The sequence below is a fragment of the Enterobacter sp. ku-bf2 genome (assembly GCF_001742765.1).
GTDB classification, from domain to species: domain Bacteria; phylum Pseudomonadota; class Gammaproteobacteria; order Enterobacterales; family Enterobacteriaceae; genus Enterobacter; species Enterobacter quasiroggenkampii.
This window is the reverse complement of sequence record NZ_MDVW01000001.1, coordinates 573,089-596,132: the sequence shown is the minus strand read 5'-3', so window position 1 is coordinate 596,132 and position 23,044 is coordinate 573,089. Positions and strand designations below refer to the sequence as shown.

Below are 23,044 nucleotides of genomic sequence, written 5' to 3'. Positions count from 1 at the left end.
CGGCTATTGACAGCCTGTTAACAGCGAGGCGGTATGACGACGAAACCTGAGATGTTGAGCCGTATCGAAGCGACCTTTAGCCAGCTGACCCCCAGCGAGAAGCGGGTCGGAAGCTGGCTGCTGGCGCACGCCGCGCAAATCCCGTTTGAAACGGCGGAGAGCGTCGGGCTGGCGAGCGGGACCAGCGGGATCACCGTCGGACGCTTTCTGCGCAAGCTGGGGTATCGCAACCTGGAGGATGCCAAAAAGAGCCTGCGCGATCCTTACCAGCCCTGGGGCATGAACGAGCGCCTCGACTCCTGGCAGCAGCAGCGCCCCCTGCCCAACCGCCTTCAGCACGCCCTGTCGCTGGAAGTGGACGCCATTACGCAGGTGTATCAGCTGGCGCAAACGGACGCTTTTCGTCAGGTGGTGCACCATCTGGCCCACGCGGACGCGGTCTTTGTGCTGGGGATCCAGTCCACGCGCGGGATCGCCAACGCCTTCTTCAGCCACCTTGAATACCTCCGCCCGCGGGTGAGCTACTCCGAAGGGGCATCCGGCAGCTGGGTAGAATCCCTGAACTCCGGGTTTGCGCACCCTTATGTCGTGCTGACCGATACGCGTACCTACTCCACAATGGCCCGACAGTACTGCCGCGTCGCGAGCGAGAAAGGCATTCCGCTGGCCTTAATCACCGATATCTGGTGCCCGTGGGCGCGGGACTATCCGATTGATTTACTGCAGGTGAAAACCGATACCGGTCATTTCTGGGATTCACTTGCCCCCGTGAGCTGTCTGTTCAACCTGCTGCTGTCGGGTGTGGTGGAAGCGCTGGGTGATGCGCTTCCGGCGCGCCTGGCAGTAAACCGACAATTACAACAAGAGTTTGGTCAATTCGAACGCTAAAGGAGCGGAGCTATGCCCGTAGAGAGTGAACTGATTGATGTGGCGAAGACGTTCCCCACGCTGCATATCGATCTGAAGTACGCCACCGCCGACAATATTACCGGCCGCCCGATTTACCAGGAGGCGCTGTGCCTGCTGCATACCGACGCGGCCACCGCGCTGGCAAAAGCCATCAGCATTGCCACGCTGGCCGGACTGAAGCTGGTGGTCTACGACGCCTATCGCCCGCAGCAGGCGCAGGCCCAGCTGTGGGAGGCCTGCCCGAACCCGGAATATGTTGTCGACGTGGCGATTGGCTCCAACCACAGTCGCGGCACGGCCATCGACGTCACCCTGATGGACGAGCATAACGCCGTGCTGGATATGGGCGCCGGTTTTGACGAAATGCATGACCGCTCGCATCCGTATCACCCTTCCGTGCCGCCCCACGCCCAGCGCAACCGTCTGCTGTTGAACGCCATCATGTTCGGCGGCGGTTTTGTCGGGATCGGCAGCGAATGGTGGCACTTCGAACTGCCGAACGCCGCCAGCTACCCGCTGCTTGATGACCGTTTTGCCTGTTTTCCCCTGACGCACACCCCTCTTTAAACCTGGAGCACTGCCATGAAAACATCGCTTCTCTCGACCGTCATTGCCGCCACGCTGGCCCTGAGTGCACCGCAGGCGCTGGCTGCCGTCCCGAAAGACATGCTGGTCATCGGGAAAGCCGCCGACCCGCAAACGCTCGATCCGGCCATCACTATTGATAACAACGACTGGACCGTCACCTATCCGTCCTACCAGCGTCTGGTCAAGTACAAGCCAGGCTCTACCGAGGTGGAAGGCGATCTGTCGACGGGCTGGAAAGCCTCCGACGACCAGAAAGAGTGGACCTTCACCCTGGCGGATAACGCCAAATTCTCCGACGGCACGCCAGTCACCGCCGAGGCGGTCAAACTCTCCTTTGAACGCCTGCTGAAGCTCAGCCAGGGGCCGTCTGAAGCCTTTCCAAAAGATCTGAAAATTGATGCCGTTGATGACCATTCGGTGAAATTCACCCTCAGCCAGCCGTTCGCGCCTTTCCTCTACACCCTGGCGAACGACGGCGCCTCCATCATTAACCCGACGGTGCTGAAGGCCAATGCCGCGGACGACGCGCGCGGCTATCTGGCGCAAAACACCGCCGGGTCCGGGCCGTTTATGCTGAAGAGCTGGCAGAAAGGCCAGCAGCTAGTGCTGGTGCCAAACCCGCACTGGTCGGGCGACAAGCCGCACTTCAAGCGCGTCTCGGTAAAAATTATCGGTGAGAGCGCGTCGCGCCGTCTGCAGCTTTCCCGCGGTGACCTGGACATTGCCGACTCCCTGCCGGTCGATCAGCTGGCGGCCCTGAAGCAGGAAGGGAAAGTCGCCGTCGCCGAATACCCGTCCCTGCGCGTGACCTATCTCTACCTCAACAACAGCAAAGCGCCGCTCAATCAGGTCGATTTACGCCGCGCGGTCTCCTGGGCGACGGACTATCAGGGGATGGTGAAAGGCATTCTGAGCGGCAACGGCAAGCAGATGCGCGGCCCGATCCCGGAAGGCATGTGGGGATTTGACGCCACGGCCATGCAGTACAGCCTCGACGAGGCCAAAGCCAAAGCGGCCCTGGAGAAGGTTAAAGACAAGCCCGCCAGCCTGACCTTCCTCTACTCTGACAACGATCCGAACTGGGAGCCTATCGCGCTCTCAACGCAGGCCAGCCTTGGCAAGATCGGCATTAACGTCAAGCTGGAAAAACTGGCCAATGCCACCATGCGCGACCGCGTCGGCAAAGGCGATTACGACATTGCCATCGGCAACTGGAGTCCGGACTTTGCCGACCCGTACATGTTCATGAACTACTGGTTCGAATCGGACAAAAAAGGGCTGCCGGGCAACCGCTCGTTCTATGAGAACAAAGAGGTCGATTCCCTGCTGCAGGCCGCGCTGAAAACCACCGACCAGGCGGAACGCACCAAAGATTACCAGCAGGCGCAAAAGGTAGTCATCGACGAAGCGGCCTACGTTTATCTGTTCCAGAAGAACTACCAGCTAGCGATGAACAAAGAGGTCAAAGGCTTCACCTTTAATCCAATGCTCGAGCAGGTCTTCAACATCGCCACCATGAGCAAGTAACCGTTTCGCCGGGGGAAAGTGTATGACGTTCTGGAGCATCGTGCGCCAGCGCTGCTGGGGGTTACTCCTGGTGGTGGCCGGTGTCTGTATTATCACTTTTATTATTTCGCATCTGATCCCCGGCGATCCGGCCCGTCTGCTGGCCGGCGACCGCGCCAGCGACGATATCGTGCAGAACATTCGCCAGCAGTTGGGGCTGGATCAGCCGCTGTACGTTCAGTTTGGCCGTTACGTGGACGCCCTGGCCCACGGTGATTTAGGCACCTCCATCCGGACCGGCCGTCCGGTTGCGGAAGACCTGAAGGCTTTTTTCCCCGCTACGCTGGAGCTGGCCTTCTGTTCCCTCCTGCTGGCGCTGGTCATCGGCGTGCCACTGGGGATTTTGTCGGCGGTATACCGCAACCGCTGGCTGGATCACCTGGTGCGTTTAATGGCGATGACCGGGATCTCCACCCCAGCCTTCTGGCTTGGGCTGGGCGTCATTGTCCTGTTCTACGGCCATCTGCAGATCCTGCCGGGCGGCGGCAGGCTGGACGACTGGCTCGACCCACCTGCCCACGTCACCGGCTTTTATCTGCTGGATGCCCTGCTGGAAGGTAACGGAGAGGTCTTTTTCAATGCGCTGCAGCACCTGATTTTGCCCTCGCTGACGCTGGCGTTTGTTCACCTGGGCATCGTGGCGCGTCAGGTTCGTTCCGCGATGCTGGAGCAGCTTAGCGAAGACTATATTCGCACGGCCCGCGCCAGCGGCCTGCCCGGCTGGTATATCGTCCTGCGCTACGCCCTGCCGAATGCGATGATCCCATCGATTACTGTGCTCGGGCTGGCGCTGGGCGATCTGCTGTACGGCGCCGTACTGACCGAAACCGTCTTTGCCTGGCCGGGCATGGGGGCCTGGGTGGTGACGTCCATTCAGGCGCTCGATTTCCCTGCCGTGATGGGCTTTGCCGTCGTTGTTTCGCTGGCCTACGTGCTGGTTAATCTGGTGGTCGATCTGCTTTACCTGTGGATTGACCCGCGAATTGGGCGCGGAGGTGCCGAATGATGTTAACGCAGGAAACGCCCGTCCCGGTTAAACCCGTCAGACAACGCATCAACTGGGCAAAGCTGTTCTGGATGCTGCGTCAAAGCCCGCTCACGATCGTTGGCGGCGTCATTATGCTGGTGATGCTTTTCATTATGCTGGCCGCACCGTGGATCGTGCCGCACGACCCGAACGCGCTGGATCTGACCGCGCGCCTGCAGGCGCCGTCTGCGCAGCACTGGTTTGGTACCGACGAGGTGGGCCGCGATCTGTTCAGCCGCGTGCTGGCGGGCAGCCAGCAGTCCATTACCGCCGGACTGGCGGTGGTGGTGATCGCGGGCGGCATCGGTTCGCTGCTGGGCTGTCTGTCCGGCGTGCTGGGCGGGCGCGGCGACGCCGTCATCATGCGGGTGATGGACATTATGCTCTCGATACCTTCCCTGGTGCTGACCATGGCGCTGGCCGCCGCGCTCGGGCCGAGCCTGTTTAACGCCATGCTGGCGATTGCGATTGTCCGCATTCCGTTTTACGTCCGCCTGGCACGCGGCCAAACCCTGGTGGTACGCCAGTTTACCTACGTGCAGGCCGCCCGCACCTTTGGCGCCTCCCGCTGGCATTTGATCCGCTGGCACATCCTGCGCAACGCCCTGCCGCCGCTGATTGTGCAGGCGTCGCTGGACATCGGCAGCGCCATCCTGATGGCCGCCACGCTGGGTTTTATTGGCCTGGGGGCGCAGCAGCCGACCGCCGAATGGGGCGCGATGGTGGCCGTCGGCCGTAACTACGTTCTGGACCAGTGGTGGTACTGCGCTTTTCCCGGTGCGGCGATTTTGATAACCGCCGTGGGCTTTAACCTGTTTGGCGACGGTATCCGCGATCTGCTGGATCCGAAATCGGGAGGTAAACAGTGATGACCGATCCGGTACTCAAGATTGAAGACCTGCATCTGAGCTTCCCCATTTTTCGCGGCGAGGTTCACGCGCTGAACCACGTCTCGCTGGAGATCGGCAGGGGTGAAATTGTCGGCGTGGTGGGCGAATCCGGTTCAGGTAAATCGGTGACCGCCATGCTCGCCATGCGGCTGCTGCCGGAAGGCAGCTACCGCATTCATCATGGCCAGGTGAAATTACTGGGCGAAAACGTCCTGACGGCGTCCGAGAAACAGCTTCGCCAGTGGCGCGGCGCAAAGGTCGCGATGATTTTTCAGGAGCCCATGACCGCCCTCAACCCGACGCGGCGGATTGGCAAACAGATGGTCGAGGTGATCCGCCAGCATCAGCCGCTTTCCCGGCATGAGGCGCAGCAGAAGGCGATTACCCTGCTGGAAGAGATGCAAATCCCGGATGCGAAAGCGGTCATGGCGCGCTATCCGTTTGAGCTGTCCGGCGGGATGCGCCAGCGGGTGATGATCGCCCTTGCCTTCTCCTGCGAGCCGGAGCTGATTATCGCCGACGAACCGACCACCGCGCTGGACGTCACCGTCCAGCTGCAGGTGCTGCGCCTGCTGAAGCACAAGGCACGGGCCAGCGGCACCTCGGTGCTGTTTATCAGCCACGATATGGCCGTGGTGTCCCAGCTCTGCGACAGAGTGTACGTGATGTATGCGGGCAGCGTGATCGAGAGCGGTGCCACGCAAATGCTGATCCACCAGCCTGTACATCCCTATTCCATTGGCCTGCTGCAGTGCGCGCCGGAAAACGGCCAACCGCGCGCCCCGCTTCCCGCCATCCCCGGCACGGTCCCCAACCTCAGCCAGCTTCCGCAGGGATGTGCGTTCCGCGAGCGCTGCTTTGCCGCCGGGACGAAATGCAGCGAAACGCCGCGCTTACAGCCCCATGGCGCAGAAGGCCAACAGGCTGCCTGCTGGTATCCACAACGGGAGAAAGCCCATGTCTGATGTACTGCTGGAACTGGATAGCGTGCACGTCAATTTTGCGGCACGTAAAAACTGGCTGGGCCGCGTGACGGAACAGGTCCACGCGCTCAACGGGCTCGACCTTGAGATCCGTCGGGGAGAGACGCTTGGCATTGTCGGGGAGTCCGGCTGCGGGAAAAGCACGCTGGCCCAGCTGCTGATGGGCATGCTTAAGCCCAGCACGGGTGCCTGCCAGCGGGCGCACCATGCGGGAGGCATGCAGATGGTGTTTCAGGATCCGCTCTCTTCGCTCGACCCGCGCCTGCCGGTCTGGCGCATTATCACCGAGCCGGTGTGGGTACAAAAGCGCAGCAGCGAGCGCGAATGCCGTCAACTGGCTGAAAACCTGGCGCTACAGGTGGGCATTCGCCCGGAGTATCTCGACCGGCTTCCGCACGCCTTCTCCGGCGGGCAGCGCCAGCGCATTGCCATCGCCCGGGCGCTCTCGTCCGATCCGGATATCATCGTGCTCGATGAACCCACCAGCGCGCTGGATATTTCCGTGCAGGCGCAGATCCTCAACCTGCTGGTGACCCTGCAACAGCAGCGTAATCTGACCTACGTGTTGATCTCACATAACGTCTCGGTGGTCAGACACATGAGCGACCGCGTGGCGGTGATGTACCTTGGGCAGATTGTGGAGCTGGGCAGCGCCGCTCAGGTGCTTGGGGAGCCGCGCCATCCTTACACCCGTCTGCTGCTTGATTCGGTTCCCCGCACCGGTGAACCGCTGGATGAGACGCTGGCCTTACGCAAAACGGAGCTTCCCGGCAACCGTCATCTGCCCGAAGGCTGTTTTTTCCGTGACCGATGCCCGATGGCCGCGCAGGGGTGCGAACGTCCTCAGCCGTTACAGCCCTCTCGCGAGGGCCGTGATGTCCGCTGCTGGCGCAGTCTGGGTTAAATTTGCGCCATCCCACCGTCCACGAACAGCTCGGTGGCGTTAATAAAGCTGGCCGCGTCGGAGGCCAGAAACGCCACCGCTTTACCCACCTCACCCGGCGCGCCTAAACGGCCGAGCGGCACCTGTGCGGCCAGCGCGTCGTACAGCCCCTGACGATGTTCTTCCGGCACCAGATCGCCGAGGCCAGGGGTTTTGATCGGCCCCGGGCTTACCACGTTGACGCGGATCCCACGGCCCTGCAAATCCAGCGCCCAGGAGCGGGCAAAGTTGCGCACGGCGGCCTTGCTGGCGCTGTAGACGCTAAAGTTTGCCGTCCCTTTAATGGACACCGTCGAGCCGGTCAGAATAATCGAGGATCCGGCGGACAGCAGCGGCAGCGCCTTCTGTACCGTAAACAGCACCCCGCGGACGTTGGTGCCGAAAATCCGGTCAAATTGCTCTTCGGTTATCGCGCCCAGCGGCAGCATATCGCCGCCACCCGCATTGGCGAACAGAATATCGAGGCGGCCTTCTTCTTTGGCTATCCGGGCATAGACCTCGTCCAGGTCCGCCAGTTTTGACACGTCAGCGCGAATGCCCACTGCCGTTGAAGCGATTTCAGCCACCGCCGCGTCCAGCTCGGCCTGACGTCGTCCGGTGATGTACACCTTCGCGCCCTGTGCAGCAAGCTCCTGCGCCGTGGCAAGACCGATGCCGGTGCTGCCGCCGGTGACCAGTGCGATTTTTCCTGAGAGAGTCGTGTTCATGTCATTTACCTTTTGTTGGGTTTGCGTTGGACAAACTTTAGCCCTTGCGGGATTAGTGAAAAACCGGCAAAAATGAAAATGACTATTCACACACAGAAATAATCAGAGGAGCCTAATGGACCAGCTAATGGCGATGCGCGCGTTTACCCGGGTGGTGGAAACCGGCAGCTTTACCCGCGCGGCGGACTCGCTGAACATGCCCATTGCCACCCTGAGCAAGCTGGTGAAATCGCTTGAGGCGCATCTTGAAATACGTCTCCTGCACCGGACGACTCGCCGGGTGGTCGCGACGCCGGAAGGGGCGGATTACTATGAAAAAGCGCTTAGAGTCTTGATAGATATCGAAGATATCGACACCGCGTTTCGCGTTTCCCGCGCGACGCCCAAAGGGCATTTGCGGGTTGACGTGGGCGGCTCCACCGCTCGGGACGTGCTTATTCCCCTGCTGCCGGATTTTATGCAGCGTTATCCGGAAATCCGCATCGACCTTGGGGTAGCCGATCGTCCGGTGGATCTTATCAGCGGTAACGTAGACTGCGTCATCCGCGGCGGCCCGCTGAACGACTCGACCCTCATCGCCCGCCATATTGGCAACGCCGAAATGGTCACCTGCGCGACGCCGGGTTACCTGAAAAACCATGGCGTTCCGGCCTATCCGCAGGAGCTGTGCAACGGCCACAAGCTCATTAGCTACCTCTCGCCCGTCACCGGGCGGGCGTTTCCGTTTCGCTTCAGAGAGAACGGCGAGACGCTGGAAATCAATATTCCGCATTATCTCGGCGTAAACGAAAGTAATGCCCATCTGGCGGCTGCCGCAGCGGGATTGGGGATCGTTCAGACGTTTGAGTATTCGGCAAATGCGTATTTACAGGCGGGTACGCTGACTGCGATCCTGAGCGACTGGCGCCCTGCCGCCTATCCGTTTCATGTGGTTTACCCTCAGAACCGGCATCTGACGCACCGTCTTAAGGTGTTTATTGCGTGGCTGGCGGAGGTGTTTCCCGCCGCACTGAAGGGATAGCCGGGCGCAAACCCGGCAGGGAGTTAATTTAGCGTGTAGTCCAGGGTAATCTCGGCTTTCAGGAGCTGCGAAACCGGGCAGCCCGCTTTCGCTTTCTGAATAATACCGTCAAACTGCTGAGGAGCGATGCCGGGAACGGTCACCTTGCTTTTCAGGGCAACCTTCGTAATAGCAAAGCCGCCGTCGGTTTTATCCAGAGAGACGTCCGCGGTGGTATCAATAGAGTCAGCGGTATAGCCCGCTTCCCCAAGCATCAGCGACAGCGCCATCGAAAAACAGGCCGCATGTGCCGCGCCGATCAGCTCTTCCGGGTTGGTCCCCTTTTCACCCTCAAAGCGGGTATTGAAACCATAAGGCTGCTGATTGAGAACGCCGCTCTCGGTGGAAACCGTCCCTTTACCGCGCTTAATGTCGCCAGACCAGTGTGCCGAACCGTGCTTATGAATAGTCATTCTTGCTCTCCTTTTGGCTTACAAAGGGTTAAGTATAGAAGGCTGTCCGGATTCTGCGGGCAAGACAGACGAGTCTTAGTCACTGAGTAAATGGTGCGCCAGCGCGTCAAGGAACACCCGCAGCGCGGCAGGCTGGTATTCACGGGACTGATAAATGCCATGGATGGCCAGCGGTTTCGGCTCCAGCGTCTCCAGTACCGGCACCAGTATTCCCTGCGCCAGCGCGGTTCGCGCCTCACGCTCCGGCAGCATGGCGATACCGCAGTGCTTAACCGCCGCGTCCATCAGCAGCGAAGAGATGCTGGCGCTCAGGTTGCCGCTGACGGCCACGCTCAGGCTTTCGCCTTCCGGCGTCAGGAAGTGCCAGGACTGCCCGGCAAAAAAGCTGTAGTGCAGGCAGTTATGCTGGGCTAACTCTTCAGGGCTGACGGGCATGCCGTGCTGCGCCAGATACTCCGGCGAAGCGCAGAGCACCGAGCGACACTCCCCCAGCCTGCGGGCAATCATGCCGGGTTCGGGGTTGTCGGTAATGCGCACGGCGACATCAATGCGTTCTCCCACCAGGCTGACCGGATGGTTGTTCACATCCAGTTCGATGCGCAGCTGCGGGTAGCGCGAGAGCAGACCGGGCAGCACCGGCGCAATCAGGTGCATCGCGGTAAAGTGCGCGCAGGCCACCCGCAGGGTACCTGACGGGAGATCTTTCTCTGACTGGCCTTCAATTTCCTGCGAGATCTGCGAGAGCGTCCGCGTTTTTTGCAGCACCTTTTCCCCTGCCGCAGTCAGCGTCAGCTTGCGCGTGGAGCGGTTTACCAGACGCGTACCCGCCCACTTTTCCATCTGTTCAAGGTAGCGGCTCACCATCGGTCGGGAAATACCCAGCGCGCGGGCCGCCGCGCTCAAACTTCCCAGCTCGCATATCCGGTTGTAAACCTGGGCGGCAATAACGCGATCCATATCAACTCCATCTGCTCGATTTATGAAACTAAGCATGTCCTGTTTCAGGAATTCTGGCAAATGCGATTATCCGTACAATAGAGACATTCCTGAACAACAGAGACAACAGAGACAACAGTATGAAATTCACTCACCTTGCCCTGCTTTCCACGCTTTTCACTCCGGCTGTTTTTGCCGCGCCGTTGAGCATTGATACCTATAACCCTCAGGAGAAAGGCATTTTCGCGGTCTCCTCCACGCTGGTTTCCGGCCCGAAAGAAGCGGTGCTGTTTGACGCGCAGTTCAGCGTGAAGGATGGCGAAGCGCTGGTAGAGAAAATTCGTCAAAGCGGTAAAACCCTGAACAAGATTGTGATCACCTCCGGCGATCCGGATTTCTATTTTGGCCTGCAGCCGCTGGTCAAAGCCTTCCCGAACGCCAAAGTGGTGGCCACGCAGCATGTGGTTGACCACATCAAGGCTACCAAAGACGCCAAGCTCGCCTTCTGGGGTCCGCAGATGAAAGACGGCGCGCCAACCGAGCTGGTCGTCCCGCAGGTGCTCGCCTCCACCACGTTTATGGTGGACGGAGAAAAGATCGATATCGAACAGCCTGACAGCTACGCGGCCTATGTGTGGATCCCGTCAGCGAAAACCATCCTCGGCGGCACCGGGGTAGCCTGGGGAATTCACGTCTGGACGGCAGACACCCAGACAGCGGAAAGCCGTAAGCAGTGGCAGGAAACGCTGGTGAATATGGCGGCGCACAAACCCGATCGCGTGATCCCGGGTCACTATCTGGGTACCCCGCCAGCCGGGACGGGGGCGATTGATTTTACCCGTGACTATCTCCAGCGCTTTGAAAAGGCCTTATCCGTTCATAAAGATTCTGCAGGCGTCATCAGCACCCTGAAAAAACAGTATCCGAACCTGGCTGAAGAGAGCTCGCTGGAATTAAGCGCTAAGGTGAATACCGGCGAAATGAAGTGGTAATGTAAACTCTGCTCCTGCTATATTTTCGTGATAGCAGGAGCACCGTCATAATATCCCCTCAACGCCACTTTAATTTACCCCCCCCACATTTCAAAAGCACACAAAAGCATACACTTATGTCATTTTTATTTCTAAGATGAATCTGAGCCACAACCGGGAAAATATTTGCCATTCTGTTTATGAATTAAATTTTTTGCGAGCCGTACCATTAAACAGACAACGACACGGAGGCAGCATGTTTACTTATTACCCGGCAAATACCGCAGCAGCACAACCTGAACTCGTTAACGCGATTGCACAGGGACTTCACGCCGAGCACGGTGCTGTGACTGAAGATGACATTTTGATGGAACTCACCAAGTGGGTGGAATCCACAGATAATGATATCCTCAGTGACATCTACCAGCAGACCATTAACTACGTCGTCAGCGGGCAAAACGCACCCTTGTAAAAACCTGCTAAGCTGGATCTGCAACCTAAGGGGTTACATTTCGTTTGCGTAAGCAAACTGGTCCTTAAAACTATCAACAGGATTGAGGAGTTAATATGAAATCGAACCGTCAGGCACGCCATATTCTGGGACTGAATTACAAGCTTTCTAATCAGCGCAAAGTGGTGATTGAAGGCGACCATGAAACGCAAGTCACGCACGCCACCGGCAGAAAACGCCACGCCGGCAAGTAAGTTCCAGACTGAGATCCAGAACACCATCGGTAATCCCGATGGTGTTTTTGTTTATGTGTTGCGGTAATTAATATTTAGCTCCTTTATAATACCGCCGGACCGCACCCCATCGCACAGGCCAGAAAGATGACAAACAGCAGTGTCAGGGACGGATCTTCATAAAAAGAGTGAGTGACATGGACAACAAACTGAAAAAACATCGTTCCTTATACATCCCATACGCCGGACCGGTTTTACTCGAATTCCCCCTGCTCAACAAAGGCAGCGCCTTCAGCATGGAAGAGCGCAGCAGCTTTAACCTGCTGGGTTTACTGCCCGAAGTGGTTGAAACCATTGAAGAACAGGCAGAGCGCGCATGGATCCAGTACCAGGGTTTCAAAACTGAAATCGACAAACACATCTACCTGCGCAACATTCAGGACACCAACGAAACCCTCTTCTATCGCCTGGTACAAAACCATCTTGAAGAGATGATGCCGGTGATCTACACCCCGACGGTGGGTGCCGCCTGCGAGCGTTTCTCCGAGATCTACCGTCGCTCCCGCGGGGTATTCATCTCTTATCAGAACCGTCACAACATGGACGATATTCTGCAGAACGTGCCTAACCACAATATCAAAGTGATTGTGGTGACCGACGGCGAACGTATTCTCGGCCTCGGCGACCAGGGGATTGGCGGGATGGGGATCCCAATCGGTAAGCTCTCTCTCTACACCGCCTGCGGCGGCATCAGCCCGGCGTATACCCTGCCGGTAGTACTGGACGTCGGCACCAACAACCAGCAGCTGCTCAACGATCCGCTCTATATGGGCTGGCGTCATCCGCGTATTACCGACGACGAGTACTATCAGTTTGTCGACGACTTCATCCAGGCCGTGAAGCACCGCTGGCCGGACGTGCTGCTGCAGTTTGAAGACTTTGCGCAGAAAAACGCGATGCCGCTTCTGAACCGCTATCGCGATGAGATCTGCTCCTTTAACGACGATATCCAGGGCACCGCAGCCGTCACGGTGGGTACGCTTATCGCCGCCAGCCGTGCAGCGGGAAGCCAGCTGAGCTACCAGAAAATCGTCTTCCTTGGCGCAGGCTCCGCAGGCTGCGGTATTGCCGAGCAGATTATCGCCCAGACGCAGCGCGAAGGCTTAAGCGAAGAGCTGGCCCGCTCCCGCGTCTTTATGGTGGACCGTTTCGGCCTGCTGACCGACGGCATGCCGAACCTGCTTCCGTTCCAGACGAAGCTGGTGCAGAAACGCGACAACCTGAAAAACTGGGATACCGACAACGAAGTCCTTTCCCTGCTGGACGTGGTGCGCAACGTGAAGCCGGATATTCTGATCGGCGTTTCCGGGCAAACCGGTCTCTTCACTGAAGAGATTATTCGCGAGATGCACAAGCACTGCGAGCGCCCTATCGTGATGCCGCTGTCTAACCCGACGTCCCGCGTGGAGGCGACGCCGCAGGACATCATCGCCTGGACCGAAGGTAACGCGCTGGTTGCCACCGGTAGCCCGTTCGATCCGGTGGTGTGGAAGGATAAAACCTATCCGATTGCTCAGTGCAATAACTCCTATATCTTCCCGGGCATTGGTTTGGGCGTTATCGCCTCCGGCGCGTCCCGCATCACCGACGAAATGCTGATGTCGGCGAGCGAGACCCTGGCGGGCCATTCGCCGCTGGTCAACGACGGCGAAGGTCTGGTTCTGCCTGAGCTGAAGGATATTCACAAGGTGTCGCGCGCTATCGCGTTTGCGGTGGGTAAAATGGCGCAGCAGCAGGGCGTGGCGGTGAAAACTTCTGCCGACGCGCTGCAGCAGGCCATCGACGACAACTTCTGGAAGCCTGAATACCGCAGCTATCGCCGTACGTCGATTTAATTCGCTCCGCCCGGTGGCGCTTCGCTTACCGGGCCTACGGGCTGGCTGTTTTTCCTCTCCCTGTGGGAGAGGGTCAGGGTGAGGGCAACAAACCGCACCATCGAATACCCACTAGCCAAACCCCTTTTCCCCCGCTACACTCCTTTCATCCATTAACCCACTGAATATATAAGGAGGCCAATTATGCTGTATCGTGAAATTTTCAATGTTTCACATACATTTGGTGATCGCACCAGCTCAAGCGTTATCGGTATCGTGCTGCGATAACTTCTGCTTGAGCGAAGACACCAACCCCTGAAATCCCTTCTCTCGGGCTTACTGAGTTATCGTCAGCGATGTTTGACGAGGCATAAACATGCCTGTAACTCTTGGGTAAGCAACAATGAGCACTTTACTCACTGCACAATCTTTACGCGTTGATACGGCGTTTGGCACGCTCTTCGACTCACTCTCCTTTACGCTGAAAAAAGGCGACCGCATTGGCCTGCTGGGCGACAACGGCTGCGGTAAAAGTACGCTGCTGAAGGTGCTGGACGGCACGGATTCCCCCGCCGCCGGAACGGTCTCGCTGGCCGGGCACTGCCTGATGGCGCGCGTGGAGCAACATCTCCCGGACGCTATTTTTCCGCTGACCATGCTGGATGCCGTACTCGCACAGCTGCCTTTTGCTGAGCGCGATAGCCTGCGCTGGAAAGCCGAAACGCTGCTGGCAAGCATGGGCTTCACGCCGCAGGATATGGCGCTGCAATCCGCCACGCTGAGCGGCGGACAGCACACCCGCCTGCTGCTGGCGAGGGCGCTGATTCACGAGCCGGACCTGCTCCTGCTGGATGAACCCAGCAACCACCTGGACCTTCCGACCATGCTCTGGCTGGAACACTTCCTACAGAACTGGTCGGGCAGCTTTGTGCTGGTCTCGCATGACAGACAGCTGCTGGATGCCGTCACCAACGGAAGCTGGATCCTGCGCGATAAAACGCTGCACTACTTTGCCCTTCCCTGTACGGCAGCACGCAAGGCGCTTGAAGCAAAAGATGAGAGCGATGCGCAGCGCCACAAGGCGGAGCAAAAGGAGATCGACCGCGTGACCGCCAGCGCGAAGCGGCTGGCGACCTGGGGCAAGGTTTACGACAACGAAGACCTGGCCCGAAAAGCCAAACAGATGGAAAAGCAGGTCGAACGGCTCAGGGAGAGCCAGACGGAACTCACGGCAGGTAGCCCGTGGACGCTAACCCTTCGCGGCGACGCGCTGCGGGCCGACCGTTTACTGGAGATGGAAAACCTTGACGTGCCCCCTGCTCCGGGCCTGCCTGCGTTGTTCAGCGTCGACGTTGCGCGGTTAAAAAGCGGCGATCGCGTGGCGATTGTCGGTCGTAACGGCTGCGGTAAATCGTCGCTGATGAAGCTTATCTGGCGACAGTTTACCGATGAACTGACCCACGACGGGTTGAAGCTGCACCCGCGCGTGTCGCCGGGCTATTACGACCAGACGCTGAATCAGCTGCCCGACAACGCCACGCTGCTCGACGCGCTGGAGCCTTTCGCTCCGGATCCGCAGAACCGCAAAATGGCCCTGATAAGCGCCGGTTTCCCGTGGGCGCGTCACGGACAAACGGTCAGCACGCTCAGCGGAGGCGAACGTTCGCGCCTGCTGTTCGTTGGCCTGACGCTTGCCCGCTATAGCCTGCTGATGCTGGATGAGCCTACCAACCACCTGGACATGGAAGGCAAAGAGGCGCTGGCGCACACCCTTCAGCAGTTCGAAGGCGGCGTCCTGCTGGTCAGCCATGACCGTCAGTTAATTAGCCAAAGCTGCAACCGTTTCTGGCTGATTGAAGAGGGAAAACTGAGCGAGTGGCACGATGCAGAAGCGGTGTTTGAGCGGCTGCGTGAACGCGCGGGGCTGGTCACATCTAGTACGCCTGACATCGCGGCGCCGGCGGATCGCCCCTCGCCGTATGACGATCTGCTTGAACGCCTGATCGCGCTGGAGACGCTGCTGGAAGACGATCTGGCGCGTAAGCCGAAGCATCAAAAGCCGCAGCTGCAGGCGCAATGGCGTAAAGAGATAGAGGAGATAGAAGCCCAGCTGTAAGTCTGCGCCCGGCGAGCGCCTCGCCGGGCCAGAATTTTCCCCCTTAATTATTAGAGGAACGCCGTATTCTTAATCTGAAATCGAATCAAATGATGACATTATGTTGCTGCAGCCTTGCATTACCAGGCTAATGTATTAATCCTTAAGAGGTACTACACCTGCTATGCAGATTCTTATCATGAACAAGGAGATACACATGAAGGCTGCTGTTGTCACTCAGGATCACCAGGTCAACGTTACCGAAAAAACCTTACGCCCGCTAAAGCATGGGGAAGCCCTGCTGAAGATGGAGTGCTGTGGCGTATGCCATACCGACCTCCACGTGAAGAACGGTGATTTCGGCGATAAAACCGGGGTCATCCTGGGCCATGAAGGGATTGGTATCGTGAAAGAAGTCGGCCCTGGCGTGAAGTCGCTGAAAGTCGGCGACCGCGCAAGCGTGGCCTGGTTCTTTGAAGGCTGCGGGCACTGCGAATACTGTAATTCCGGCAACGAAACCCTGTGCCGTGACGTGAAAAACGCCGGTTACTCCGTCGACGGCGGCATGGCAGAAGAGTGCATCGTCACCGCGGATTACGCGGTAAAAGTGCCGGACGGTCTGGATTCGGCGGCGGCCAGCAGCATTACCTGCGCGGGTGTCACCACCTACAAAGCAGTGAAGGTATCGGGTATTAAACCGGGCCAGTGGATTGCGATTTACGGTCTCGGCGGGTTGGGTAACCTCGCGCTGCAGTACGCCAAAAACGTCTTTAACGCCAAAGTCATCGCCCTTGACGTCAACGACGAACAGCTGAAGCTGGCGGCCAGCATGGGTGCGGATCTCACCATCAACTCCCGCAGCGAAGATGCCGCTAAAATTGTGCAGGAAAAAACCGGCGGCGCGCATGCCGCCGTCGTCACTGCCGTCGCAAAAGCCGCCTTCAACTCGGCGGTGGATGCCGTGCGTGCCGGTGGCCGTGTGGTCGCCGTTGGCCTGCCGCCGGAAGCGATGAGCCTCGACATTCCTCGCCTGGTGCTGGACGGCATTCAGGTGGTGGGTTCGCTGGTTGGCACCCGTCAGGATCTGCAGGAAGCGTTCCAGTTCGCCGCTGAAGGTAAAGTCGTGCCGAAAGTCACGATGCGCCCGATCGAGGACATCAACGCCATCTTCAAAGAGATGGAACAGGGCCAGATCCGTGGCCGTATGGTGATTGACCTGCGTTCATAATCACCCACCGTTCAATTACCGCTCCTGACAGGGGCGGTTTTTTTATAGCCATTTTCCGGCAATCCTTATCTTAATTCCTTTGTTCCCTTGTTTTCCCCCGCGCCCGATGATGAATCCGACGCTAACAAGAAGATAACAAAGGAATTCACCATGCAAACCCCATTTCGTCTGCCGCTGCTGACGGCGCTGATTCTGACGACCACCGCCGCCTGGTCCGCGGATGCGCCTGTTAAAGGCGGCACGCTGATTTATCTGGAGCAACAGGCGCACACCAACCTCTATCCGCCTGCCGGCGGCTTCTACCCGAACGGCGGTATTCTGAACCAGATTACTGACAAACTGACGTGGCAGAACCCAAAGACGCTGCAGGTCGAACCGTGGGTGGCCGAAAGCTGGACCACCAATGCCGATAAAACCGAATACACCTTTAAACTGCGTCCCGGTATTACCTTCTCCGACGGCACGCCGCTGGACGCCAACGCCGTAGCAAAAAACTTTGATACCTACGGCTTAGGTAACAAGGCGCAGCGCCTGCCGGTGTCAGAAGTGATCAATAACTACGATCGCAGTGAAGTGGTCGACCCGCTGACCGTGAAGTTCTACTTCAAAAAGCCGTCACCGGGATTCCTGCAGGGCACCGCCACCATCGGGTCGGGCCTGGTCTCGCTCAGCACGCTCAAGCGCAATTTTGAAGAGCTGGGTGACGCCCGGCATATCATTGGCTCAGGCCCGTTTGTGGTGAAGGACGAGAAGCTGGGTCGCGAAGTGACGCTGGAAGCACGTAAGGACTACCAGTGGGGGCCCAAAAATCTGGCGCAACAGGGGCCAGCCAATCTTGATGGCATCAAGTTTATCGTGACTCAGGAAGACAGCGTGCGCGTCGGCGCCCTGCTGGCCGGTCAGGCCGACTTTATTCGCCAGGTGCAGGCGTATGACGAAAAGCAGGCGACCGATCAGGGCTATAAAATCTACGCCGCCCCGACGCGCGGGGTGAATGACAGCATTAGTTTCCGTCCGGATAACCCGCTGGTCTCCGATATTCGCGTGCGCCAGGCGCTGCTGCATGCCACCAATGCAAAACAGGTGGTTGAGACCCTCTTCTCGGCTAACTATCCGCAGGCGAAGTCGGTAATTGCCGATTCCGCCGCTGGCTTTGTCGATCTCAGCGACAAATTGTCCTTTGACCCGGCAAAAGCCAACCAGCTGCTGGACGAGGCAGGCTGGAAAACAGGCAGCGACGGGATCCGCACCAAGGATGGACAGCGGCTGGCGCTGACGGTATATGAATCCCTGCCGCAGCCACAAAATAAAGAGGTGCTGCAGTTGGTTGCCCAGCAGTGGCGTCAGGTGGGCGTGGCGCTGAGCGTGAAAGCCGGCGACGCAGGCAGCCGCACGCTGGATAACCTTGATCCGCTGAAAACCCCGTTAACCGTCTCCGAAGTGGGCCGCGCCGATCCGGACGTGGTGAAGAGCATGTTCTACCCCGCTAACCGCGACGCCCTGCTGCAAAAAGGCGGCTCCAGCGACAAGGTCAAAAGCTTCCGTGACGACAAGCTGAATGCGCTGCTGGTGAATATATCCTCAGAGGTTGATCCACAAAAACGCCTGCAGCTGACCGGCGATGCCCAGCGTTACCTGCTGGATAACGCCTACGTCATTCCGATTTTCGAAGAGCCGCAGGTCTTTGCCGGTGCGCCGTGGCTGAAAGGCGTCAATTTTGAAGCAGTCGGCCGCCCGTCGTTCTACGGCGCGTGGATAGAGAAACACTGAGGAGCTGACGATGCGCCACGCACTTCTTCAACGTTTTGGGCACGGGCTGCTGGTCTTGTGGGCCGCCTTTACCCTCTCGTTCGTGTTGCTCCAGGTGCTGCCGGGCGACGCGGTGCTGATTAAATTTCAGAACCCGGACCTGGGCTTAAGCCCGGCGCAAATCGAGGAAATGCGCGTGGCCTACGGCGCGGACAGCCCGCTTTGGCAGCAATACGGCCACACGCTGCTGGCGATGCTGCGCGGGGATTTCGGCTACTCGTTACAGGCCGGGGTGCCGGTCAGCGAGCTGATTGCCAGCAATCTGCCGGATACCCTGAGCCTCGCCCTGCCCGCCTTTTTACTCGCGGTCCTGCTGGCGTTTGCGCTGGCCTTTGCGTCGCGCCTGCCGGGTCTGCGCTGGCTAAGTAATACCCTCCAGTCTCTGCCGGTCCTGTTTATCTCCTTACCGACGTTCTGGCTGGGGATTGCCCTCATCCAGCTCTTTTCTTTCCAGTTGCGGCTGATCCCGGTGATTAACCCGACCCCGTTGCAGGGGCTGATCCTGCCGATCGTGACCGTCGCGATCCCGATCTCCGCCCCGCTGGCACAAATCCTGATGCGCAGCCTCGACCAGGTGGCGACGCAGCCGTTTGTCGCCGTGGCCAGGGCTAAAGGGCTGAGTGAAACCGCCGTGCTGTGGCGTCATGTCACCGGCAACGCCCTGCTGCCGGTCCTGAACATTGCCGGGCTGCTGCTGGGCGAGCTGATTGCCGGGGCGCTGATCACCGAAACCGTTTTTGGCCGCAGCGGGCTCGGGCAGCTGACCCAGCAGGCGGTGAACAACCAGGACATCGCCGTGCTTCAGGCGGTGGTCATGATATCCGCCCTCGGTTTTGTCCTGATCAATCTGCTGGTGGATCTGCTGATGCCGCTGCTGGATCCCCGTCTGCAAACCGTTACCGGAGGTGCATCATGAGCCTGGTCGATTACGCTGCCGCCGCGCGAAAACGCGTTCCCGGCTGGCAGGGCGTCGCGTGGCAGCCGGGACTGTGGCTGGCATGGGCGGTCATTATTATTGCGCTTTTTGCCGCCGTGGCGCCCGGCCTGTTAACCCACTACAGCCCGATTGAGGGCATCGCCGGAGCACAACGTCTGGCACCGCAGGCGGGCCACTGGCTCGGCACCGATCAGCTTGGCCGCGATGTTTATACCCGTATTGTGTATGGTGCGTCCCACTCCCTGAGCGCGGCGCTCGCTGCCGTCACGATGGGGCTGGTGGTGGGCACCGGTCTGGGGGTGATCGCCGGCGCGTTCGCCGGACGCGTCGAGTCTTTCCTGATGCGTTTTGTCGATGTGCTGTTATCCATTCCGTCTCTGCTGCTCTCGCTGACGGTCATTATTCTGCTCGGGTTTGGCACCGTTAATGCCGCGATTGCCGTCGGCGTGGCCTCCATTGCCAGCTTCGCCCGCCTCGCGCGCGGTGAAGTGGTGCGCATCCGCCATACGGATTATGTCGAGGCAGCGTTCGGCAGCGGCGGGACGTTCCTGGCGGTGCTGTGGCGACACATCCTGCCCAATGCCTTAACCGCCGTACTCGCCTTTGCCACGCTGCAGTTTGGTCAGGCCATTCTGGCCCTCTCCACGCTGAGCTTTCTCGGCTACGGTACCCCGCCGCCCGTACCGGAATGGGGTTTATTGATCGCCGAAGGCCGTAACTATCTCTCTACCGCATGGTGGCTAACCACCTTCCCCGGCGTGGTCGTCATCGCCGTCGTGCTTGCCACCAACCGTATCAGCCAGCAGTTCAGCGGAGGCCTGAAATGACCGTACTCTCGGTAGAAAACCTGACCATCAGTTACCGTACCGCGCGCCAGTGGCGCGAGGTGGTACATAACGTCAGTTTTACCCTCAGGCGAGGTGAAATGCTGGCCTTTGTCGGCGAATCCGGATCCGGCAAAACGACCACGGCACAGGCAATCATTGGCCTGCTGGCGGATAACGCCCGGCGCGATGCGGGAAAAATCGTGCTCAACGGCGAGGAGATTAGCCGGTGGTCAGCGAAGCGTCTCGATACCCTTCGCGGGGCGCGAATCAGCCTGGTTCCGCAGGATCCGGGTAATTCACTCAACCCGGTGAAGACGATCGGCGTGCAGGTCGGGGAAATTATTCAGCTGCACCAAAAGGTAACGGCTCTCCAGCGCGACGAGCAGGTGCTCGCCCTGCTGAGAAAGGTCGGCCTGAGCCACCCCGAACAGCGCATGACGCAGTATCCGCATCAGCTCTCCGGCGGGATGAAACAGCGCGTGCTGATTGCCATCGCCATTGCCCTGCGCCCGGACGTGATCGTTGCCGATGAGCCCACCAGCGCGCTGGACGTGACGGTGCAAAAACGCATTCTCGATCTGCTGGATATCCTGCGCCGGGAATCGGGTACTGCGGTTCTGTTCGTCACCCACGATCTGGCGCTGGCTGCCCAGCGCGCGGACAGGCTGCTGGTGTTTCGCAACGGTGAGGTTCAGGAGCACGGCGACACCGCCGACATTGTCCGCACGCCGCAGCACGCCTACACCCGTCAGCTACTGAGCGATCTCCAGGGCCAGCGCCTGACCATCGCCCCGGTATCAGGTCTTCCGCTCTCGTCACCGGCCATTCGCGCCCGCGCCATCAGCAAACGGTTCTCGCTGGGTAAAGGTCATCAGCTTCAGGCGCTGGATCGGGTGACGTTTGACGTCAGACGCGGCAGCACCCATGCGCTGGTCGGTGAATCCGGCTCCGGGAAGACCACCCTCGCCCGTATTTTGCTGGGTTTTGAACAGGCGGATAACGGACAGGTCATTATTGATGACATTGATGCCACCGCGCTCAGCCGCGAGGCCCGCCGTCAGCTGCGCCAGAAGATCCAGTTTGTCTACCAGAACCCGTTCGCCTCTCTCGACCCGCGTCAGACACTGTTTGACATCATCGAAGAGCCCCTGAAGAACTTTTCTCGCCTCGCTAAGGCGGAGCGAAAGGCCCGGGTGGAGACCGTGGCGCAGCGGGTTGCCCTGCCCGCCGAACTCCTGACCCGTACGGCCAGAGAGCTTTCAGGCGGGCAGCGCCAGCGCGTGGCCATCGCCAGGGCGCTGATCCTGGAGCCGACTATTCTGGTGCTGGACGAAGCCACCTCCGCGCTGGACGTGACCGTACAGGCGCAAATTCTGGCTCTGCTTCAGCAGCTGCAGCAACAGCTGGGATTAACCTATCTGTTCATCACGCACGATCTCTCCACCGTTCGCCGGATCGCCCACAGCGTCACGGTGCTGCGCAGCGGTCAGGTGGTCGAACACGGTGACGTCGAAACCTTATTCACCTCGCCACAGAACGACTATACCCGCGAGCTGATTGCCGCCATTCCCCATTTTTCACCCGCTACGGAGGAGTTCGCATGACGCGAAAACGCCTGGGATTTTTCACCCGCCTGCTTGACGATGCCACGCCAAAAGAGCGCTATCGACTGGCTACAGAACAGATCCGCCACGCCGAACGCCACGGTTTTGACAGCGCCTGGATTGCGCAGCACCACTTCCATGAGAATGAAGGCGGCCTGCCGTCGCCGCTGCTGTTTCTGGCCCACGTTGCGGCGCATACCGAAACCATTCGGCTGGGTACGGCCATCATTACCCTGCCGATGGAAAACCCGCTGCGTGTGGCGGAAGATGCCGCCGTGCTGGACTTACTCGCCGATGGACGTCTCGAAGTCGGCTTTGGTTCGGGCGGCACACCGACCTCTTTCCTGCCGTTCGGACTGACGTTTGAACAGCGCGGCGCGGCTTTTGCCGACCATCTACATGTGATCCAGAGCGCCTGGCGCGGGGATTCGCTCACCCATCCGGATAACCACCTTTACCCGCCAGCGCCACAGCTCGCTGACCGGATCTGGATTGCCACCTTTTCCGTCGACGGTGCCGTTCGCGCCGCGCGGGCCGGACACGGTTTAATGCTCTCCCGCACGCAGCCGCGCCCGGCAGACCAGTTGGATTTAACGCTTGACGCGATCCAGAACCCAATTGTTGATGCCTACCTTGAGGCGCTGCCCGCCGGTACCGCACCGCGCATTCTGGCTTCTCGTACGGCATTCGTCGCCGACAGCGATGACTATGCGCTGAAGGTTGCAACGCCGGGTCTCACGAAACAGGCCCAGCAGCATCGCGCTGCCGGACACGTGGTTAAAGGTGACACTGTCACAGATTTTCGTCGCCAGTTCGACGCCCATATCGGTTCGCCTGAGACGGTGTTGCGTTCGCTGCAGGCCGATTCTGTTCTCCGGCGCGCCACGGACATCTCATTCCAGGTCCATTCGGTCGAGCCCACCCATCGAGACACGCTGCGCTCCATCGAACTGATCGCCGAACATATTGCCCCCCATATCCATTGAGGAGATA

The 23,044-nt window shown here is 59.3% G+C and carries 22 protein-coding genes; 19 read left to right on the top strand and 3 right to left on the bottom strand.

Translation table 11 applies throughout. The features are described 5' to 3' along the window. The first annotated feature begins 33 nt into the window (after positions 1-33). The 7 genes from BFG58_RS02850 to BFG58_RS02820 are packed head-to-tail and all read left to right on the top strand — an operon-like array spanning position 34 to position 6,867. Positions 34-888 carry a MurR/RpiR family transcriptional regulator gene (locus BFG58_RS02850; RefSeq protein ID WP_045410261.1) on the top strand — a complete coding sequence of 285 codons (855 nt, stop codon included), beginning with the start codon at positions 34-36 and terminating at the stop codon, positions 886-888. A gap of 12 nt (positions 889-900) precedes the next feature. Then, positions 901-1,476: a D-alanyl-D-alanine dipeptidase gene (ddpX, locus tag BFG58_RS02845; protein WP_025911023.1), complete on the top strand. Its 576-nt coding sequence runs from the start codon at positions 901-903 to the stop codon at positions 1,474-1,476. 15 nt (positions 1,477-1,491) lie between these two features. Next, the gene (locus tag BFG58_RS02840; protein WP_069719185.1) at positions 1,492-3,024 is read left to right on the top strand and encodes an ABC transporter substrate-binding protein; all 1,533 of its coding nucleotides are present in this window, start codon (positions 1,492-1,494) and stop codon (positions 3,022-3,024) included. 22 nt (positions 3,025-3,046) lie between these two features. Continuing rightward, complete coding sequence (locus BFG58_RS02835; RefSeq protein ID WP_023327529.1) at positions 3,047-4,069, top strand: ABC transporter permease; 1,023 nt, start codon at positions 3,047-3,049, stop codon at positions 4,067-4,069. Next, entirely contained in the window at positions 4,066-4,959 is an 894-nt protein-coding gene (ddpC, locus tag BFG58_RS02830; RefSeq protein WP_069719184.1) for a D,D-dipeptide ABC transporter permease, read from the top strand. The genes BFG58_RS02835 and ddpC overlap by 4 nt, the downstream gene beginning before the upstream one ends. After that, positions 4,959-5,945: an ABC transporter ATP-binding protein gene (locus BFG58_RS02825; protein ID WP_069719183.1), complete on the top strand. Its 987-nt coding sequence runs from the start codon at positions 4,959-4,961 to the stop codon at positions 5,943-5,945. Before ddpC ends, BFG58_RS02825 begins: the two co-directional genes overlap by 1 nt. Next, positions 5,938-6,867 carry an ABC transporter ATP-binding protein gene (locus BFG58_RS02820; RefSeq protein ID WP_069719182.1) on the top strand — a complete coding sequence of 310 codons (930 nt, stop codon included), beginning with the start codon at positions 5,938-5,940 and terminating at the stop codon, positions 6,865-6,867. Before BFG58_RS02825 ends, BFG58_RS02820 begins: the two co-directional genes overlap by 8 nt. Here BFG58_RS02820 and BFG58_RS02815 read toward each other — a convergent pair. Next, on the bottom strand, positions 6,864-7,613 hold the full coding sequence (locus BFG58_RS02815; RefSeq protein WP_008501706.1) for an SDR family NAD(P)-dependent oxidoreductase: 750 nt from the start codon (positions 7,611-7,613) through the stop codon (positions 6,864-6,866). The genes BFG58_RS02820 and BFG58_RS02815 overlap by 4 nt on opposite strands. 115 nt (positions 7,614-7,728) lie before the next feature. Here BFG58_RS02815 and BFG58_RS02810 point away from each other — a divergent pair, with 115 nt between their 5' ends. Continuing rightward, positions 7,729-8,634, top strand: coding sequence for a LysR family transcriptional regulator (locus BFG58_RS02810; protein WP_069719181.1), 906 nt, complete (start codon positions 7,729-7,731; stop codon positions 8,632-8,634). A 23-nt stretch (positions 8,635-8,657) separates the two neighbouring features. Here BFG58_RS02810 and BFG58_RS02805 read toward each other — a convergent pair whose 3' ends face one another. Together BFG58_RS02805 and BFG58_RS02800 are read right to left on the bottom strand one after the other, a co-directional pair. After that, positions 8,658-9,086 (bottom strand): OsmC family protein, encoded by a 429-nt coding sequence (locus BFG58_RS02805; protein ID WP_069719180.1) that lies wholly within the window; start codon positions 9,084-9,086, stop codon positions 8,658-8,660. Between the two features lie 75 nt (positions 9,087-9,161). Further along, the gene (locus tag BFG58_RS02800; protein WP_063621742.1) at positions 9,162-10,043 is read right to left on the bottom strand and encodes a LysR family transcriptional regulator; all 882 of its coding nucleotides are present in this window, start codon (positions 10,041-10,043) and stop codon (positions 9,162-9,164) included. 119 nt (positions 10,044-10,162) lie between these two features. On the opposite strand from BFG58_RS02800, the gene BFG58_RS02795 reads away from it, so the two are divergent. From BFG58_RS02795 to BFG58_RS02745, 11 genes are all read left to right on the top strand, one after another. Continuing rightward, positions 10,163-11,014, top strand: a complete 852-nt coding sequence (locus BFG58_RS02795) for a Vmh family MBL fold metallo-hydrolase (protein ID WP_069719179.1) — start codon at positions 10,163-10,165, stop codon at positions 11,012-11,014. Between the two features lie 235 nt (positions 11,015-11,249). Continuing rightward, positions 11,250-11,465, top strand: a complete 216-nt coding sequence (bdm, locus tag BFG58_RS02790) for a biofilm-dependent modulation protein (protein ID WP_013096534.1) — start codon at positions 11,250-11,252, stop codon at positions 11,463-11,465. Positions 11,466-11,560: 95 nt separating this feature from the next. Then, a complete protein-coding gene (gene sra / locus BFG58_RS02785) occupies positions 11,561-11,698 on the top strand; it encodes a stationary-phase-induced ribosome-associated protein (protein ID WP_008501714.1) in 138 nt (45 codons plus the stop codon). Between the two features lie 176 nt (positions 11,699-11,874). Continuing rightward, entirely contained in the window at positions 11,875-13,572 is a 1,698-nt protein-coding gene (locus tag BFG58_RS02780; RefSeq protein WP_032674848.1) for an NAD-dependent malic enzyme, read from the top strand. Between the two features lie 382 nt (positions 13,573-13,954). Further along, positions 13,955-15,667: an ABC-F family ATP-binding cassette domain-containing protein gene (locus BFG58_RS02775; RefSeq protein ID WP_069719178.1), complete on the top strand. Its 1,713-nt coding sequence runs from the start codon at positions 13,955-13,957 to the stop codon at positions 15,665-15,667. A gap of 196 nt (positions 15,668-15,863) precedes the next feature. Beyond that, positions 15,864-16,874 carry an alcohol dehydrogenase AdhP gene (adhP, locus tag BFG58_RS02770; protein ID WP_008501719.1) on the top strand — a complete coding sequence of 337 codons (1,011 nt, stop codon included), beginning with the start codon at positions 15,864-15,866 and terminating at the stop codon, positions 16,872-16,874. A gap of 150 nt (positions 16,875-17,024) precedes the next feature. Continuing rightward, entirely contained in the window at positions 17,025-18,644 is a 1,620-nt protein-coding gene (locus BFG58_RS02765; RefSeq protein ID WP_069719177.1) for a TIGR04028 family ABC transporter substrate-binding protein, read from the top strand. A gap of 10 nt (positions 18,645-18,654) precedes the next feature. Continuing rightward, positions 18,655-19,599: an ABC transporter permease gene (locus BFG58_RS02760; protein WP_023327539.1), complete on the top strand. Its 945-nt coding sequence runs from the start codon at positions 18,655-18,657 to the stop codon at positions 19,597-19,599. Then, the gene (locus tag BFG58_RS02755; protein ID WP_069719176.1) at positions 19,596-20,447 is read left to right on the top strand and encodes an ABC transporter permease; all 852 of its coding nucleotides are present in this window, start codon (positions 19,596-19,598) and stop codon (positions 20,445-20,447) included. Before BFG58_RS02760 ends, BFG58_RS02755 begins: the two co-directional genes overlap by 4 nt. Beyond that, positions 20,444-22,051 carry an ABC transporter ATP-binding protein gene (locus tag BFG58_RS02750; RefSeq protein WP_069719175.1) on the top strand — a complete coding sequence of 536 codons (1,608 nt, stop codon included), beginning with the start codon at positions 20,444-20,446 and terminating at the stop codon, positions 22,049-22,051. Before BFG58_RS02755 ends, BFG58_RS02750 begins: the two co-directional genes overlap by 4 nt. Next, positions 22,048-23,037, top strand: a complete 990-nt coding sequence (locus tag BFG58_RS02745) for a putative FMN-dependent luciferase-like monooxygenase (protein ID WP_048223343.1) — start codon at positions 22,048-22,050, stop codon at positions 23,035-23,037. The genes BFG58_RS02750 and BFG58_RS02745 overlap by 4 nt, the downstream gene beginning before the upstream one ends. Positions 23,038-23,044: the final 7 nt, after the last annotated feature.

Bases quoted from the DNA above. Each gene is read 5' to 3' on its own strand.
- BFG58_RS02850 (WP_045410261.1), top strand. From the start codon at position 34: ATGACGACGAAACCTGAGATGTTGAGCCGTATCGAAGCGACCTTTAGC.
- ddpX (WP_025911023.1), top strand. From the start codon at position 901: ATGCCCGTAGAGAGTGAACTGATTGATGTGGCGAAGACGTTCCCCACG.
- BFG58_RS02840 (WP_069719185.1), top strand. From the start codon at position 1,492: ATGAAAACATCGCTTCTCTCGACCGTCATTGCCGCCACGCTGGCCCTG.
- BFG58_RS02835 (WP_023327529.1), top strand. From the start codon at position 3,047: ATGACGTTCTGGAGCATCGTGCGCCAGCGCTGCTGGGGGTTACTCCTG.
- ddpC (WP_069719184.1), top strand. From the start codon at position 4,066: ATGATGTTAACGCAGGAAACGCCCGTCCCGGTTAAACCCGTCAGACAA.
- BFG58_RS02825 (WP_069719183.1), top strand. From the start codon at position 4,959: ATGACCGATCCGGTACTCAAGATTGAAGACCTGCATCTGAGCTTCCCC.
- BFG58_RS02820 (WP_069719182.1), top strand. From the start codon at position 5,938: ATGTCTGATGTACTGCTGGAACTGGATAGCGTGCACGTCAATTTTGCG.
- BFG58_RS02815 (WP_008501706.1), bottom strand. From the start codon at position 7,613: ATGAACACGACTCTCTCAGGAAAAATCGCACTGGTCACCGGCGGCAGC.
- BFG58_RS02810 (WP_069719181.1), top strand. From the start codon at position 7,729: ATGGACCAGCTAATGGCGATGCGCGCGTTTACCCGGGTGGTGGAAACC.
- BFG58_RS02805 (WP_069719180.1), bottom strand. From the start codon at position 9,086: ATGACTATTCATAAGCACGGTTCGGCACACTGGTCTGGCGACATTAAG.
- BFG58_RS02800 (WP_063621742.1), bottom strand. From the start codon at position 10,043: ATGGATCGCGTTATTGCCGCCCAGGTTTACAACCGGATATGCGAGCTG.
- BFG58_RS02795 (WP_069719179.1), top strand. From the start codon at position 10,163: ATGAAATTCACTCACCTTGCCCTGCTTTCCACGCTTTTCACTCCGGCT.
- bdm (WP_013096534.1), top strand. From the start codon at position 11,250: ATGTTTACTTATTACCCGGCAAATACCGCAGCAGCACAACCTGAACTC.
- sra (WP_008501714.1), top strand. From the start codon at position 11,561: ATGAAATCGAACCGTCAGGCACGCCATATTCTGGGACTGAATTACAAG.
- BFG58_RS02780 (WP_032674848.1), top strand. From the start codon at position 11,875: ATGGACAACAAACTGAAAAAACATCGTTCCTTATACATCCCATACGCC.
- BFG58_RS02775 (WP_069719178.1), top strand. From the start codon at position 13,955: ATGAGCACTTTACTCACTGCACAATCTTTACGCGTTGATACGGCGTTT.
- adhP (WP_008501719.1), top strand. From the start codon at position 15,864: ATGAAGGCTGCTGTTGTCACTCAGGATCACCAGGTCAACGTTACCGAA.
- BFG58_RS02765 (WP_069719177.1), top strand. From the start codon at position 17,025: ATGCAAACCCCATTTCGTCTGCCGCTGCTGACGGCGCTGATTCTGACG.
- BFG58_RS02760 (WP_023327539.1), top strand. From the start codon at position 18,655: ATGCGCCACGCACTTCTTCAACGTTTTGGGCACGGGCTGCTGGTCTTG.
- BFG58_RS02755 (WP_069719176.1), top strand. From the start codon at position 19,596: ATGAGCCTGGTCGATTACGCTGCCGCCGCGCGAAAACGCGTTCCCGGC.
- BFG58_RS02750 (WP_069719175.1), top strand. From the start codon at position 20,444: ATGACCGTACTCTCGGTAGAAAACCTGACCATCAGTTACCGTACCGCG.
- BFG58_RS02745 (WP_048223343.1), top strand. From the start codon at position 22,048: ATGACGCGAAAACGCCTGGGATTTTTCACCCGCCTGCTTGACGATGCC.